This window comes from Kitasatospora sp. MAA19 (genome assembly GCF_029894125.1).
Taxonomy (GTDB): domain Bacteria; phylum Actinomycetota; class Actinomycetes; order Streptomycetales; family Streptomycetaceae; genus Kitasatospora.
This window is the reverse complement of record NZ_JARXYZ010000005.1, coordinates 32,232-48,078: the sequence shown is the minus strand read 5'-3', so window position 1 is coordinate 48,078 and position 15,847 is coordinate 32,232. Positions and strand designations below refer to the sequence as shown.

The 15,847-nt window shown below is 72.4% G+C and carries 11 protein-coding genes; 1 reads left to right on the top strand and 10 read right to left on the bottom strand.

What is annotated here, in order from left to right; all coding sequences use genetic code 11:
* Window positions 1-56: 56 nt before the first annotated feature.
* From P3T27_RS10355 to P3T27_RS10320, 8 genes are all read right to left on the bottom strand, one after another.
* Window positions 57-404, bottom strand: a complete 348-nt coding sequence (locus tag P3T27_RS10355) for an MmcQ/YjbR family DNA-binding protein (protein WP_280676742.1) — start codon at window positions 402-404, stop codon at window positions 57-59.
* Window positions 405-505: 101 nt separating this feature from the next.
* Window positions 506-2,881 (bottom strand): Dyp-type peroxidase, encoded by a 2,376-nt coding sequence (locus P3T27_RS10350; protein ID WP_280676740.1) that lies wholly within the window; start codon window positions 2,879-2,881, stop codon window positions 506-508.
* Window positions 2,882-2,910: 29 nt separating this feature from the next.
* Window positions 2,911-4,848 (bottom strand): glyoxal oxidase, encoded by a 1,938-nt coding sequence (locus P3T27_RS10345; protein WP_280676738.1) that lies wholly within the window; start codon window positions 4,846-4,848, stop codon window positions 2,911-2,913.
* Window positions 4,849-5,082: 234 nt separating this feature from the next.
* Window positions 5,083-6,312 (bottom strand): acyltransferase, encoded by a 1,230-nt coding sequence (locus tag P3T27_RS10340; protein ID WP_280676736.1) that lies wholly within the window; start codon window positions 6,310-6,312, stop codon window positions 5,083-5,085.
* Window positions 6,313-6,346: 34 nt separating this feature from the next.
* Window positions 6,347-7,468, bottom strand: a complete 1,122-nt coding sequence (locus P3T27_RS10335) for an alpha/beta hydrolase (protein ID WP_280676734.1) — start codon at window positions 7,466-7,468, stop codon at window positions 6,347-6,349.
* Between the two features lie 215 nt (window positions 7,469-7,683).
* Window positions 7,684-8,358 carry a response regulator transcription factor gene (locus tag P3T27_RS10330; RefSeq protein ID WP_280676732.1) on the bottom strand — a complete coding sequence of 225 codons (675 nt, stop codon included), beginning with the start codon at window positions 8,356-8,358 and terminating at the stop codon, window positions 7,684-7,686.
* Complete coding sequence (locus P3T27_RS10325; RefSeq protein WP_280676730.1) at window positions 8,355-9,659, bottom strand: sensor histidine kinase; 1,305 nt, start codon at window positions 9,657-9,659, stop codon at window positions 8,355-8,357. Before P3T27_RS10325 ends, P3T27_RS10330 begins: the two co-directional genes overlap by 4 nt.
* Window positions 9,660-9,812: 153 nt before the next feature.
* Window positions 9,813-10,514 carry a TetR family transcriptional regulator gene (locus P3T27_RS10320; protein ID WP_280676728.1) on the bottom strand — a complete coding sequence of 234 codons (702 nt, stop codon included), beginning with the start codon at window positions 10,512-10,514 and terminating at the stop codon, window positions 9,813-9,815.
* Between the two features lie 214 nt (window positions 10,515-10,728).
* Here P3T27_RS10320 and P3T27_RS10315 point away from each other — a divergent pair, with 214 nt between their 5' ends.
* Window positions 10,729-12,333 (top strand): MFS transporter, encoded by a 1,605-nt coding sequence (locus P3T27_RS10315; protein WP_280676726.1) that lies wholly within the window; start codon window positions 10,729-10,731, stop codon window positions 12,331-12,333.
* A 73-nt stretch (window positions 12,334-12,406) separates the two neighbouring features.
* Here the strand turns inward: P3T27_RS10315 and P3T27_RS10310 are convergent, their stop codons facing one another.
* Window positions 12,407-12,871: a nitroreductase family deazaflavin-dependent oxidoreductase gene (locus tag P3T27_RS10310; protein WP_280676724.1), complete on the bottom strand. Its 465-nt coding sequence runs from the start codon at window positions 12,869-12,871 to the stop codon at window positions 12,407-12,409.
* A 111-nt stretch (window positions 12,872-12,982) separates the two neighbouring features.
* A complete protein-coding gene (gene aceE, locus P3T27_RS10305; RefSeq protein ID WP_280676722.1) occupies window positions 12,983-15,733 on the bottom strand; it encodes a pyruvate dehydrogenase (acetyl-transferring), homodimeric type in 2,751 nt (916 codons plus the stop codon).
* Window positions 15,734-15,847: the final 114 nt, after the last annotated feature.

The window sequence follows — 15,847 nt, the reverse complement described above, 5'->3', positions numbered from 1 at the left end:
ACGCGCCCGCCCAAACTGTGGGATGGATCACATGAACCGGCGGTGTCGTTTCGGCGTCAGGGCGTGTCGTGCGCGTCGAACTCGCGCAGCATGCGCTTGGGTGCCGTCCGGCGCCAGGCCTCCACGACCAGGTCGCGCAGTTCCTCCGGGTCGACGCGGTCCAGCCGGACGCTCACCCAGCCGTGTCGTCCGACGTACGGGGCGCTGGAGAACACCTCGGGCTCGGCGGCCAGCAGTTCGGCCTGGTCCGCGGGGGAGGCCTTGACGGTGACCGCCAGGCCCCCGGGGGCGCCCATCGCGAAGATCCGGCCGCGCACCCGCAGGGTCTCGATGTCCCAGGTCGGTTCCTGCGCGGCCTCCGGCAGGGCGAGCGCCATCGCGCGGAACTCCTCGAACGTCACCATGGCGGCAGGTTAGAGCACGGCGCCGACAACGCGCCCCCGGTGCGCGCGAGGCGTACCGGGGGCGGGCGGGCCGGTCTGGCCGATGTGGCCGATGCGGCCGGTCAGCCCAGCGAGGCCCAGGCGTCGCAGGAGCGGTCGCCGGAGACCAGCCGGTCGGGGTGGCCGCTGCCGTCGGCGATCGAGATCCGGCGGTAGCTCTGGCCGCAGAACGCCCAGTACTCGCTCTGGCCGCCGACCCGTTGGCAGTCCGGGACGGGCAGGAAGCAGTCCACCCGGCTCAGGCCGTTCAGCGAGCCCCACTGGGAGATCTCACGGTCGGTGCGCTCGCGGACGTCGGTGTGCGCGGAGCCGTCGGCGATCGAGCAGAGCCGGTACTGCTGGCGGCCGCTGGTGGTGTGGAACACCCAGTACCAGCTCTTCCCGCCGACCCGCTGCTGGTCGGGCACCGGCAGCCAGCAGTCCACCTGGCCGACGCCGCTGAGCGAGCCCCAGGCGGTGAGGTCGCGGTCCGCGCGCTCCAGCGCGGTGGTGTAGCTGCCGCCGCCGCAGGTGATCGAGACGGCCCGGTACTGCTGGCGGCCGCTGGTGCTGTGGAACACCCAGTACCAGCTCTTCCCGCCCGGGTTCTGCAGGTCCGGCATCGGCAGGATGCAGTCGACCCGGCCGACGCCCTGCAGACAGGACCAGGTGTTCAGCCAGGTGTCGTCCTCGACCTTGCGGTCGGTGTGCGCGGAGCCGTCGGCCACCGAGATCAGCCGGCACCGGTCGCCGTGGAACGCCCAGTACTGGCTCTGACCGCCCCGGCGCTGCTGGTCCGGGACGGGGAGGAACTCGTCGCACGGGTACGCCTTCACCGGCTGCGGCTTGGGCTGCTGGCCGCCGCCCGGCTGCTGGGTCTGCCCGGTCTGCCCGCCCTGGCCGGTGGTCTGCCCGCCGCCCTGGGGGGTGAGCCGGCCGTCGCAGAGCGCCTTCAACACGCTGATGGACGGCATGAAGGCGTACACCGAGCCGGTGGTCTGCACGAACTGCTGGAAGCTCACCGGGGTGTGCCTGATCGTGCCGTCCTGGTCCCGGCTCTCGAAGTCGACGTCGGGGGCCTCCTGGGTGACCGGGTCCTTGCCGGGGACGGGCCGCGGCCCCGCGTGCCCGGGCGGGGTGGTGTCCGTCTGACGGTTGGGCGGGAAGTTCGGCTGGTCCATCCAGTCGGCCTGGATGAACTCGAACTGCCGCTGGATGTCGGCCTGGTAGCAGATGAACAGCAGGCCGCGCGGGTCGTCGGGGCCGCCCGGGCCCTCGGACGCCGGGTCGAACGGGGCCCCGTACGGCGTGCCGCGGCGCATGATCCGCCGGCCGTCGAGGTCCTTGGCGGCGAACGGCTCCTTGTCCGGGCTCTCCTGCAGGGCGGCGCGCGGGCTGGTCTTGCGCAGGTGTGACCAGAGCGGGGTGACCAGGCCCTCCAGATCGTCCCGGAAGTCGAAGTCGTTGTCCGAGGCCGCGCTCGGGTTGTTCGGGACGTCCCGGTCCTGGTGCTTGCAGACCGGGGCGCCGGAGCGCCAGCGGCCGACCATCCGGGCGGCCAGCCACTCGGTGGTGGCGCTGTCCGGGACGGCCTTGGCCTGCTTGAGCTCCCGCAGCTTGATCGAGACCTGCGACCACCAGCCGGGGACGTCCTGGGCGAGCCGGCGGATCACCTGGAAGGAGCCGTTGCGCGACCAGACCGGGTACTGGTCCTTCGGGAAGCTGAACGGGTCGTTGTCCTCGCCGCAGACGAACTCGCCGGGCGGGATGAGCCGGGTGCCGGGGTGGCCGTCCAGCTCCTCCGGCCTGGCCGGGGCGGGCCGGTCGAAGTCCCTGATGCCGGGCTCGCTGATGCCGTCCTTGAAGCCGAAGTGCTCCTTGCCGCGGCGGCTGCCCAGCAGGGTCTGGGCGTTCTGCTGGTAGACGATCAGGACGCGCTGCTCGGCGGCCGCGATGCGCTGGGCCTCGATGGCCGCCTGGAGGTCCTTCTCGCTGTCCGCCGAGAGCTTCAGCACGGCGTGGATCGGCTGGTTCTTGCCGTTGCCGAAGAGCCAGTTCTCCGGGGAGTTGTCGCCGGTGTCACCGAGCGCGCCGGCCCGCTTGGCCGAGCCCTCCTTGAACGCCTCCAGGCCGCTGCCGATCGGCGGGGGCGTCACGAACGGGTCGGTGGTGGAGAGCGCGCGCAGGCCCTCGTAGGTGAAGCTGACGCCCAGCCAGGTGGCCTTGAGCGTCTTCGGGTCGTCGCCGCCCGAGGACTTGCGGGCCTCGCTGAACGCCTCGTTGAAGGTGGCGACCTCGCGGGTGGTGGCGATCTGCGGGACCAGTTGGCGCAGCCATTCGCGGGCCCGGCCCGCATCCTCGAACTTGAGGAACAGGACGCTGACGTTGTCCTTCTTGAAGCCGGCGAGGATGTCGCCCTGGATCTCGTCACTCTCGCGCAGTCTCAGATCCGGTGCCATGGGTGGGTTCCTTTCTGGGTGGGGGGTGGTCAGGCCGAGGAGCTGAGCTGGATCCATCTCGCGATGCTGGGTACGCCCTGGTCGTTGAGCAGGAAGAGCATGTACCAGCCGGGCGGCGCGGCCTTGGCGTCCGGCGGGGCCTGGAGCTGGAGCCGGTTGCCGGCCCGGCTGGTGATCCGCAGGTCGAGGTGGCGCTGACTGGTGTTGACCGAGTGGGTGGAGGTGGTCGGCGACAGCAGGACGGCCTTGACGGCCTGGCCCGGGGTGGTGCTGGTGACCGTGAAGGTCTTGTCGTAACCGACCGGCGAGGTGGGCGGGTTGTCCAGCGCGGGCCGGTCGCCCTGGTGCAGGTAGGCGGGCTCGTAGATCTCGATGGTGCCGTTCATGGTGACCGGGCCCGTGGTGCCGGGGACTCCGCTCACCGTGCCGTTGACGTCCGTGTTGTTGGCCAGCTGCTGGAGTTCGTCGCCGGTCACCATGACGCGTCCGTCCGGCAGGACCACCGCGTTGGAGTGGTAGCCGCGCGGGAGCCGCTGGACCGGGCCGAGCTTCCAGTTGCCCTGGTCGTCGCGCAGTTCGACCTGGCGGTACTTGAGGTCGGCGTTGGGGTTGTACGGGCCGTTGCCGTAGTCGCGGATGTCGTACGCGCCGTTGACGGTCATCAGCCGGCCGTTGGGCAGCAGGAGGGTGTCGTCCTGGGTGCGGCCGAAGGCGCGGGACTTCTCGGCGGTCCAACTGCCGTTGGAGAAGCGCAGGGTGCTCGGGTTGTCGCGGTCGCCGCCGAGGACCAGGGTGGAGTCCGGGCCGTTGACGCCGCCGGGCAGCATCACGGCGGAGCCGTAGTTGCGCTTGCGGCCGTCCGGGCGGGCCGTCAGGTCGCTGCGGGACTCGGCGACGGGGTCGAACTTCCACTGCTCGTTGGGCTGGCGGCCGAAGCCGTAGACGTTGCCGTCGTTGAGCGAGAACAGGTGCGGGTAGTCGGTGGTGAACGGGCCGTCCGCCTTGAACCGGTCCACCGGGGTGTTCCTCGGGGTGTCGTTCTTGCCCTGGGGGACGGGCGAGCCCTTGGCGGGGAAGCGCTCGACCACCGGGGTCGGGGTGCCGTAGCCGAGTTCGGACTGGCCGGACATGATCAGCTGCCGGCCGTCGGCGCCGGTCACCACCGAGGGGTACCAGCGGCCGACCGACATGTCGGGGTTGCGGGTCCAGGTCTCGGTCCACGGGTCGAAGATCAGCGAGAGCTTGGCGCCGGTGCCGCCGTTGCCGCCCAGGTTGCCGCCGAAGACGCCGAGCATGCCGTTGGGCAGGAAGGAGTGGCCGGAGCAGAAGAACGGTACCGGGCGGGGCTCGTTGAGGCCGTCCGGCATGTCGGCGACCGGCGGGGTGACCTGCTTGAAGGCGTCCTTGCCGGTGCCCTTGGCCGGGTCCCAGAGGAAGGCCCGGCCGGCGTTCTCCTTGCCGGTGGTCTGGGTGGGGGCGGGCTCCTTCTCCGGGTTGGTCTCGATCCGCTCGAAGGAGAACAGCAGCACCTTGCCGGTGGGCAGCAGCGCGACGTGGTCGCCGAAGTCGGGGGAGGGGAAGTACTCCTTGAACGACCCGAAGACCTTCGGGTCGAAGGCGGCGTTGGTGCTGGACTGGGAGGCCGTCAGCGCGTTGTACCGGTTGGTGCGGGTGGTCTGCGGGTAGTCGCCGATGCCGCGGATGGCGGCGCGGGCCCGGGCGTGCTCCTCGGCGTGCTCGGCGCCGAGCGCGGCGACCTCGTCGTCCCGCATCTCGGCCATCACCCGGGGTGAGGCGATGTGCGGGGCGAGGTCGTTCTGCCCGGGGGTGGCCGGCCCGCCGTGGGCGGCGACCGGCCCGACGGCGCCGAGCAGGGTGCCGGTGGTCACCGCGCAGACCACGGCGGTGGCCGACAGCCGGCGGCGGGCCCGGGGCCGGGGCTGTGGGCATGCTGGGGACGGGGACATGGAACTCCTCGGAGAAGGGGTGTGCGGGGAGGAGCGGCGAATGCGGACGGACGGGCCGTGGGCGGGCGCGGTCCAGCGATGGTCGCCGTCCGTCACAGGACATCACAGTGCGTATCGGTTCGCATGCGGATGCATCCGGGTGTGGACCACCCGCGCCGAACCGTCGGCGGAACGGTCGAAGGGGCGCGGACCGGTCGGTCCGCGCCCCTTTCGTGCCTCACCCTCCGGTGCAGGTCACACCATGCCCAGCGCGTACGCGGCGAACAGCGCCGCGCCCGCCGCGGCCAGCGCCTTCCCGGCCCGGGAGAAGGCCGTCCAGGGCCCGTCGAACCGCCGGGTGAACCACCCGATCGCCACCAGCACGGCTCCGAACAGCGGAAGCAGCGCCACCCGGGCGGCCACCCAGCCGACCGAGTCCGGCGCGGTGGTCAGCCCCGGCAGGGCGCCCAGGCCGGCCGCGCCGGGCACCGCCACCGCGAGCATCGCGCTCTGGTGCCAGCAGAAGATCGTCATCGCCGAGAGGTTGACCACCACCACCGGCAGCCACAGCAGCGGACGGCGGGTCAGCAGGCGGCCCAGCCGCTCCCGCAGCAGCACCGCGGCGCCGCACTGCGTCGCCGCCAGGGCCAGCACCAGCAGGGACGGCGGGTGCGAGTTGGTCCGCTCGACCCCGGGCACCCCGACCATGCTGGCCGGGTAGTGGAACACCACCAGCAGGGTGGCGAACAGCGCGCCGCCGCCGAGCAGCAGCACCCGGGCGGTCGGGCGGCCGAGTCGGCCCTGCGCCCACAGCACGCCCAGCTGGTAGCCGAACAGCCAGCCCGGCAGGATGTTCAGCAGCCCGACCCAGGACGGCATCGCCTCCGCCCACGGCCCGTACCGCAGCAGGTCGACCGTGGCGACGGCGGCCACCAGGGCGCCCGCCGACCAGCCGCCCAGCCGGCGCCCGGCCGCCACGCAGAGCGGGGTGAGCGCGGTCAGCCCCAGGTAGACCGCGATGTACCAGAGCGGCTGCACCACCAGCGTCGCGCCGGTCCGCACGGTGTCCGAGGGGACGCCGAGCGCGGGCAGCAGTGCGATCAGCAGCGCCCAGACGGCCGTCACCCCCAGCACCGGGCGCAGCAGCCGCACCGTCCGGCCGCGCATCCACCCCGGGTACGTCACGCCCTTGGCCCGGGCGCGTTCCAGCGACTGGACCGAGGAGTGGCCGCCGACCAGGAAGAACACCCCGAGCATCTGCAGCACCCAGCTGATCGGGGCGAGGCCGCCGAGCGCGGAGAGCGGGCTGGCGTTGTGCAGGGCGCCGTCGGCGGAGAGCGTGAAGCCGCCGAGCAGCCAGTGCCCGACTGGTACGGCGAGCAGGGCGAGGGCGCGCAGCCCGTCCAGGGCGCGGTCGCGGGTCTCGGGGGTGCGCGCGTCGACCTGGCGGGCGGCGCTGCGCAGGGCGGTGAGCGGGTGGGCCATGGTGGTGCTCCTTTCGGTGGCGGGCGGCTAGCGGTCAGCGGCCGAGCGCGACGGCGGCGAAGGCGGCGAGGGAGGCGGTGCCGGGGGCGAAGTAGCCGGCGTGGCCCGCGGATCCGGTGGCGGGCAGCGGGCGGGCGCCGAAGCCGGGGGCGGTCGGGTCGGCGCCGTGGCCCAGGCCGAGCACCGAGACGTAGGGGACCCGGCCGATCCAGTCGGAGTCGTTGCGGGCGGTGGCCCAGAGCGGGACGCGCGGGTCGAGGTCGGCGGCCGAGCCGACGCCCATCCCCGGCGAGCCGAGGACGACCACGCCGGAGGCCTGGTCGGGGCCGGGGCGGGCCAGGCCGCAGACCACCGAGCCGTAGCTGTGGCAGAACACCGTGGCCGGGGCCTGCGGGCGGGTGCTGACGGCGAGTCCGTCGAGCAGCCGGGTGAGCCGCTCGGCCCCGGCCCGGGCCAGGTCCTCGGTGGCGGCGTCCAGGCCGATCCCGAGCGGGGTGGTGTAGCCGGTCCAGGCGATCACGGCGGTCTGCCGGTCGGTGGCCTGGTAGAGCGAGCGGGCCATGCCGGCGGGGGTGCCGTACGGGCTGGAGGCGCGGTCGAAGTTGTGCAGGTCGATGTCGGAGCCGGGGACGACGACGGCGGTGCGGCGGGCGGTGGCGAGGTCGCCGAACACCTCGGCGATCTGGCCGCGGCCGCGCGGGTCGAAGGCGAGGATCTGGCGGCCACCGTCCAGCAGGGTGCGGTAGCGCTCGGCGCGGTCGCGGGCGGCCTCGTGGTCCTGTGGGGTGAGCGCCGGGTCGGTGGCCCGGGCGAGTTCGCGGCCGCGTTCGGCGGTGAGGGCCAGGGTGTTGGCCCGGTACCGGAGCCGGACCGGGGCGCCGTCCAGGTTGCCGACCACCAGCGGGTGCCGGACGGCCAGCGCGTCCTGCTGAGCGGGCGTCAGCCGGGCGAAGAAGGCCGCGACCTCGGCCGGGGTGGTGGTGGCCGGGTCGGGCGGGTGGACGCCGAGCGCGGTGTCGGCCACCCAGGCGGCGCTGCCCGGCGGCGGGCCGGTGACGGCCTGCTGGGCGTCCGCGGAGAAGCCGCCGAGGCCGAGCACCGCGGCGAGGACCACCCCACTGGCCGCGATCGCTCTCCTGACCCGAAACTTCCCCATGTCCGGCCCCTCCCTTGTCCGTTCGACTTCGACGGAGAGGAAGGTAGAAATGCGACGGCCCCGCGGACGTCACACCGCGGGGCCAACTCCCGGGTGCTACCGGGGTATTACTGGGGGTGCAGCACGGGGTACTGCAGGGGGTGCGGCGCGGAGGCAGGCGCGGAGAGCGACGCGGAATGCGGCGCGGAGCACGGCGCCGGGGCGGGCCGCGGGCCTCACTGGCCCGGGGTCACCAGGCCCGACTCGTAGGCGAGGACGACGGCCTGGGCCCGGTCGCGCAGGTCGAGCTTGGCGAGGATGCGCCCGATGTGGGTCTTGACGGTCTGTTCGGCCAGCACCAGCCGGGCCGCGATCTCCTGGTTGGACAGGCCACGGGCGATCAGCTCCAGCACCTCGGTCTCGCGCGGGGTCAGGCCGTTGAGCCGCAGCTTCGGGTCGCGCCGCCGGGCCGGCCGGTTGCGGGCGAAGTCCTCGATCAGCCGGCGGGTCACCGAGGGGGCGAGCAGCGCCTCGCCGGCCGCGACCACCCGGACCGCGGATATCAGGTCGGCGGGCGGGGCGTCCTTGAGCAGGAAGCCGCTGGCCCCGGCGCGCAGCGCCTCGTACACGTAGTCGTCCACGTCGAAGGTGGTCAGCATCATCACCTTGGGCCGGTGCGCGCCGGGCACGGCCGGGTCGAGCAGTCGGCGGGCCGCCTCCAGGCCGTCCATGACGGGCATGCGGACGTCCATCAGCACCAGGTCCGGGTGGGTGCGGCCGCTCACCTCCAGGGCCTGCGCGCCGTCCGCCGCGTCCCCCACCACGTCGATGTCGCTCTGGGCGTTGAGCAGGGCGGCGAAGCCGGCCCGCACCATGGCCTGGTCGTCGACGATGATCACGCGGATGGTCATGCGGGTTTCTCCCGGGGGGTTTCGAGGGGCAGGACGGCGGCCACCTTGTAGCCGCCGTCGGGCATCGGGCCGGTCTCCAGCCTGCCACCGACCAGCCGGGCGCGTTCCCGCATTCCGATCAGTCCCTGCCCGGTGCCCTCCATGGAGGCCTCCAACGACTCGGTGTGCTTCGGCGGCGGCGTGTTCACCACGGTCAGCAGCAGGGTGGGGCCCTCGTCGACCAGGCAGACCCGGACCTTCGAACCGGGCGCGTGGCGCACCACGTTGGCCAGCGCCTCCTGCACGATCCGGTAGGCGGAGAGGCCGACCGCCTGCGGCACCGCCTCGGCCAGCCCCGGATCCACGGTCAGCTCGGCCGGGACCCCGGCCCGTCCCACCGTCTCGATCAGCTGGGGCAGTTGCGCGATCCCGGGCTGCGGCACCTTCTCGGCGGCGGACTCCTCGCTGCGCAGCACGCCCAGCAGCCGGCGCATCTCGGCCAGCGACTCGCGCGCGGTGCCGGCGATGGCGGTGAACTCCTCGGTGGCCTCGGCCGGTACGCCGGTGATCCGGTACGGCGCGCTGGCCGCCTGAACGGCGATCACCGACATGTGGTGGGCCACCACGTCGTGCAGCTCCCGCGCGATCCGGGCACGCTCCTCCAGCAGGGTGCGCCGCTCGCGTTCGGCCTCGCTGATGTGCTCCTGTTCGGCGAGCAGCCGGCGGGCCTCGGTGCGGTCCTGGACGGCCCAGCCCAGCAGCAGGGCGGCGCCGCCGAGGGCGACCAGCAGCATGGTGGTGCCGTCGTCGGCGTGCGGGAAGCCGAGCGTGGTGGCGAGGAGGGTGAGCAGGATCGTGGCGATCCAGACCGAGATCAGGGTGGCCCGGCTCTCCCGCAGCGCGAGCGCGATCAGCAGGAAGACGTACGCCAGGATCATCGGCGCCGTCCACGGCCAGGTGCCGCCGTGCTGGTCGTACCGGGCGGTGATGGAGGCCGTGGTGACCAGGGCGGCCGCGCTGATCCACCAGGCGGCCAGCGGCCGGGTGATGGCGAGCAGCAGCGGCGCGGTCTGGGCGATGGTGAGCGCACCGGCGATCGGCAGGGCGACGTTGTAGTAGCCGACCAGGGCGGCGATCCCGGTGGGGATCAGCGACGCCTGCATGATCAGCGCCACGACGTACGGCAGCCGCCGCAGCCAGGCCCGGGGGGAGTCCCCGAGCAGCGGGGCGTGCCCGCCGGTCGGGGTGGTGAGGTGGAGCCGGAGCGAGCGGAGCAGCCGGACGGTCTGCGCGCGGACTTCGGCCTTGCTGATCGTGTTCATCGCGGGCCAGCCTAGGAGGGTGGTGTCCGCCCGTCGTCGCACTGGGGTCGAACATCGGGGGTGCTACCGGGGTAGGGGGTGATACCCGGGTAGTACTGCGGGCGGCACTGGTCCGGACCCTCCTGGGGTCCTGCCCGGGGCCCGGTTCCGGACCTACTGCGGCCCCTGCTGCGGGCCGGTGCGCCAGTGGCCGGACAGGGCCGGGCCGAGCTGGTCGAAGTGGCGCTCGATGACGGCGACCATGCCCTCGGGCCCGGCGGGCTCCTGCTCGGGGGTCCAGGACAGGTGGGCGGCGCGCAGCACGCTGCCGAAGACGGCGGCGAGCACGGTGGGGCGCAGGTCCCTGGCCGGGTCGAGGCCCTCGCGCTCGGCGAGCACCTGGACGACCACCCGCTCCTGCTCGGTGACCCGGCGCAGGTGGGTGGCGAGCAGGGTGGGGGTCTCCTCGATCATCCGCATCAGTTCGAGGGCGGTGGTGATCGAGCCTGGGCCGGAGCGGTGCTCGGCGCCGAGTTCGAGCCAGGACTGGACGATCGCGGCGCGCAGCGCCTGGAGCGGGGACTCGTGGGCCGGGCGGCGGCGCAGGCACGCGATGAAGTGGTCCTCGGCCTCGGCCATCACGGCGAGCGCGACCTCGTCCTTGTTGGCGAAGTAGCGGAAGAAGGTGCGCTGGGAGACCTCGACGGCGGAGGCGATCTCGTCGACGGTGGTGCGGGCGAAGCCCTGGCGGAGGAAGAGCACGTGGGCGGCCTGGACGAGGGCGTCCCGGGTCTGCTGCTTCTTGCGCTCGCGCAGCCCGGGCAGCCGTTCGGCGGTGACCGGGGCGGCGGTGGGGGTGGGGGTGCGAGCGGCCATGGTGGGGCCTTCCGGGCGCGTGCGGGCGGGGTGGGAGCACAACCTTAGCGTTCTGACAAATGTCAGCCAGGGCCAGAAGTCAGTGTTTGCCGAATGTCAGACGCTGACATAATCTGCCGGAAGTGGCGCTCGCCGGCCGGGCACTCGTGGGGACGGGTGGGCCGCGGCGCCACTCCCACGTTTCGTTCTCTGTCACGCCCCCGGAGGGCCCCAGATGAGCCAGTCCGTCGTCAAGAACGCCAAGGCGGACGTCCCGCCGCAGCGCACGCCACCGGGCGGGGGAGGGCTCAAGGGGCACCCCTGGCTGACCCTGCTGACCGTCGCGGTCGGCGTCATGATGGTCGCCCTGGACGGCACGATCGTCGCCATCGCCAACCCGGTCATCCAGGCGGACCTGAAGGCGGCGCCCTCCGAGATCCAGTGGGTGACCAGCGGCTACCTGCTGGCCCTGGCGGTCTTCCTGATCACGGCCGGCAAGATCGGCGACCGGTTCGGGCACAAGAACACCTTCCTGGTCGGCGCCGTCGGCTTCGCCGCCACCTCGGCCGCGATCGGCTTCGCCGGCAACATCCAGACCGTGATCGCCTTCCGGGTGCTCCAGGGCCTGTTCGGCGCGCTGCTCCAGCCGGCCGCGCTCGGCCTGCTGCGCGGCGCCTTCCCGGCCGAGAAGCTCAACATGGCGATCGGCATCTGGGGCGGCGTGATCGGCGCGTCCACCGCGGCCGGCCCGATCGTCGGCGGCCTGCTGGTCGAGCACGTCAACTGGGAGTCGGTCTTCTTCATCAACATCCCGGTCGGCCTGATCGCGCTCGGCCTGGGCCTGTGGATCCTCAAGGACGTCCGGGCCGAGAAGGCCGCCAAGTCCTTCGACGTGCCCGGCATCGTGCTGCTCTCGGTGGCGATGTTCGCGCTGGTCTTCGGCATCATCAAGGCCCCCGAGTGGGGCTGGGGCGACGCCCGCACGCTGCTGTTCCTGGGCGGCGCGGTGGTCCTGATGGTGCTCTTCGCGTTCTGGCAGGCCCGGGCGAAGGAGCCGCTGATCCCGCTCAGCCTGTTCCGTTCGGTGCCGCTGTCGGCGGGCACCCTGCTGATGGTGCTGATGGCCTTCGCGTTCTTCGGCGCGATCTTCTTCGTGACCTTCTACCTGCAGAACGTGCACGGGATGTCGCCGGTTTCGGCCGGCGTCCACCTGCTGCCGATGACCGGCATGATGATCGTCGGCTCGCCGGTGGCGGGCATCGCGATCGGCAAGCTCGGCCCGCGGATCCCGATCGTGGCCGGCATGCTGATCACCACCGCCGCGATGTTCGGCATGTCCACCCTGGACGCGGGCTCCGGCACCGGCGTGATGTCGCTCTGGTTCATCCTGATGGGCCTGGGCATCAGCCCGGTCATGGTCGGCGCCACCGAGGTGATCGTCGGCAACGCCCCGCTGGAGCTGTCCGGGGTGGCCGGCGGCCTGCAGCAGGCCGCGATGCAGGTCGGCGGCAGCCTCGGCACCGCGGTGCTCGGCGCGCTGATGGCCGCCAAGGTCACCGACGTGCTGCCCGGCAACTGGGCCAAGGCCGGCCTGCCGCCGGTCCAGGGCGCGGACGCGGAGGGCCTCAAGCAGGCCGCGCAGCTCGGCATCGCCCCGCCGGCCCCGGCCGGCACCCCGCAGCAGGCGGTGGACGCGATGGCCGGTGCCGTGCACGACTCCTTCGTCAGCGGCATGTCGCTCGCCTTCGCGGTCGCCGCCGTGGTGGCCTTCGCCGCCGCCGTGCTCGGCCTGCTCACCCGCCGCGGCGCCGTCGACGCGGGCCCGGCCGTCCACATCTGATCCCCGCCCACACCAGCGGCCCCGGACTCGGCGGAGTCCGGGGCCGCCGTGCGTCCTCGTCCGCCGCCCGGGGTCAGACCCGAGCCAGGGCGACCAGCGGAATCGTCCGGCCGGCCCCGGCGCGGTAGTCGGCGAACAGCGGCGCGGTGGCGATCTGACGGGCCCACAGCGCCTCGTGGTCTTCCGGCGCGACCGGGGCGGCCAGCGCGGGGTAGCGGTCGGTGCCGACCTCGACGGTGACCTCGGGGTGGGCCAGCAGGTTGCGGTACCAGAGCGGGTCCTTCGGGCTGCCGCCGTTGCTGGCGAAGACCACCAGCCGCTCGCCGTCCGGCAGGTAGACCAGCGGCGTGGTGCGCGGCTCGCCGCTGCGGGCGCCGCGGACGGTGAGCAGCAGCACCGGCCGGCCGGTGAGCTCGCCGCCGACGACACCGCCGTTCGCCCGGAACTCGGCGATCACCTCTCGGTTGAACTCGGTTCCGCCGTCGGTGGGTTCGGGGTGCCCTCGACCGGGGTTCCCGGGTGCGATCTCGTTCGTCATGGGGACGAGACTAGGGCTTGACACCGCTGTGCGGGCCGAGGCACAGGGGTGGGAACGCCGAAGGACCGGGCCTCCGTGCGGAGGCCCGGCCCTTCAGGGTCCAGCGGGTGATCAGGCGTCGCCGCCGGCGGCACCCGGGTCGGCCGCGGTCACGTCGAGCAGCTGGTAGCGGTCGATCGCGTCCTTCAGCGCGCTGCGGTCGACCTTGCCCTGCTTGGCGAGCTCGGTGAGCACCCCCAGGACGACCGACTGCGCGTCGATGTGGAAGAAGCGACGGGCCGCACCGCGGGTGTCGGCGAAGCCGAAGCCGTCGGCGCCCAGCGACTGGTACTGGCCCGGCACCCAGCGGGCGATCTGGTCCGGCACCGCGCGCATCCAGTCGGACACGGCGACGACCGGGCCCTCGGCGCCCTGGAGCTTCTGGGTGACGTACGGCACGCGCTGCTGCTCCTCGGGGTGCAGCAGGTTGAACTCCTCGGCCTCCACCGCGTCGCGGCGCAGCTCGTTCCAGGAGGTCGCGGACCAGACGTCGGCCTTGACGTTCCACTCCTCGGCGAGGATGCGCTGGGCCTCCAGGGCCCACGGCACGGCCACGCCGGAGGCGAGGATCTGGGCCGGGATCTGGCCGGCGGTGCCCGGCGCGTACCGGTGCAGACCCTTGAGGATGCCCTCGACGTCGACGTTCTCGGGCTCGGCCGGCATCTTGATCGGCTCGTTGTAGACGGTCATGTAGTAGAACACGTCTTCACCGTGCGGGTACTGCTCGCTGGAGCCGTACATCCGCCGCAGACCGTCCTGGACGATGTGCGCGATCTCGAAGCCGTACGCCGGGTCGTACGCGACGACGCCGGGGTTGGTCGAGGCCAGCAGGTGCGAGTGGCCGTCGGCGTGCTGCAGGCCCTCACCGGTCAGCGTGGTGCGGCCGGCGGTGGCGCCGATCACGAAGCCGCGGGCCAGCTGGTCGGCCATCTGCCAGAACTGGTCGCCGGTGCGCTGGAACCCGAACATCGAGTAGAAGACGTACACCGGGATCAGCGGCTCGCCGTGGGTGGCGTAGGACGAGCCGGCGGCGATCAGCGAGGCGGTGCAGCCGGCCTCGGAGATGCCGTCGTGCAGCATCTGCCCGGTCGGCGACTCCTTGTAGGCCAGCAGCAGATCGCGGTCGACCGACTCGTAGGTCTGGCCGAGCGGGTTGTAGATCTTCGCCGACGGGAACAGCGAGTCCATGCCGAAGGTGCGGTACTCGTCGGGCGCGATCGGCACGAAGCGGTTGCCGATGCCCTTGTCCCGCATGAGGTCCTTGAGCACCCGGACGAACGCCATGGTGGTGGCGATGGTCTGGTTGCCGGACCCCTTCTTGACCGCCTTGTACGCGTCGTCGCCGGGCAGTTCCAGCTGACGCGGGCGCACCTTGCGGGTCGGCACGTAGCCGCCCAGCTCGCTGCGGCGGTCGTGCATGTACTGGATCTCTTCGGAGTCGCGGCCCGGGTGGTAGTAGGGCGGGTAGCCCTCGTCGAGCTGCTTGTCCGTGATCGGCAGGTGCAGCCGGTCGCGGAAGCGCTTCAGGTCCTCGACCGTCAGCTTCTTCATCTGGTGGGTGGCGTTGCGGCCCTCGAAGTTGGGGCCGAGCGTCCAGCCCTTGACCGTCTGGGCCAGGATGACCGTCGGCTGGCCCTGGTGCTCGCGGGCCGCCTTGAACGCCGCGTAGATCTTCTTGTGGTCGTGACCGCCGCGACCCAGGTGCTGGATCTGCTGGTCGGTCATGCTCTCGACCATCTTGCGCAGGCGCAGGTCGCTGCCGAAGAAGTGCTCGCGGATGTACTGGCCGGTCTCGGTGGCGTAGGTCTGGAACTGGCCGTCCACCGTGGTGTTCAGCTTGTTGACCAGGACGCCGTCGCGGTCCTGCGCGAGCAGCGGGTCCCAGCTGCGGTCCCAGACCAGCTTGATCACGTTCCAGCCGGCGCCCCGGAACTGGGACTCCAGCTCCTGGATGATCTTGCCGTTGCCGCGGACCGGGCCGTCCAGGCGCTGCAGGTTGCAGTTGACCACGAAGGTCAGGTTGTCCAGGCCCTCACGGGCGGCCAGCGACAGCTGGCCCAGCGACTCCGGCTCGTCCATCTCGCCGTCGCCGAGGAAGGCGTAGACGTGCGAGTCGGAGGTGTCCTTGATCCCGCGGTGCTCCAGATAGCGGTTCATCCGGGCCTGGTAGATCGCGCCGAGCGGGCCGAGGCCCATCGAGACGGTCGGGAACTCCCAGAAGTCCGGCATCAGCCGCGGGTGCGGGTAGCTGGACAGGCCGTACGGGGCCTTCGACTTCTCCTGGCGGAACGCGTCGAGCTGCCGCTCGGACAGTCGGTCCAGCAGGAACGCGCGCGCGTAGATGCCGGGGGAGGCATGGCCCTGGAAGAAGATCTGGTCGCCGGACTCGCCCTCGGCGTCCTTGCCGCGGAAGAAGTAGTTGAAGCCGACGTCGTACAGCGACGCGGAGGAGGCGAAGGTGGCGATGTGGCCGCCCACGCCGATGCCCGGGCGCTGCGCCCGGGAAACCATGACGGCCGCGTTCCAACGGGTCGCGTTGAGGATCTTCCGCTCGATCTCCTCGTTGCCGGGGAAGAACGGCTCGTCCTTGGTCGCGATGGTGTTGACGTAGTCCGTGCTGCGCATCTCGGGCACGGCGACACGCTTCTCGCGGGCGCGCTCGATCAGGCGGAGCATCAGGTAGCGGGCACGCTCGCGCCCCCGCTCGTCGATGGCCGCGTCAAGCGACTCCAGCCATTCCGCGGTCTCCTCGGGATCGAAGTCCGGGACCTGACTCGGAAGGCCGCCAATGATGATCGGGTTGCGATCGGATCCGGAAGCCACGCTGTTCCTTCACTGTCGGTCGAAACTGAGGTGTGTCGCGCCGCCTCCATCGTGCTACCGCGCTCGGAGATCCGTCATCTCTACCGATCGGTAACCGTTCCGCCTGGTGGGCGG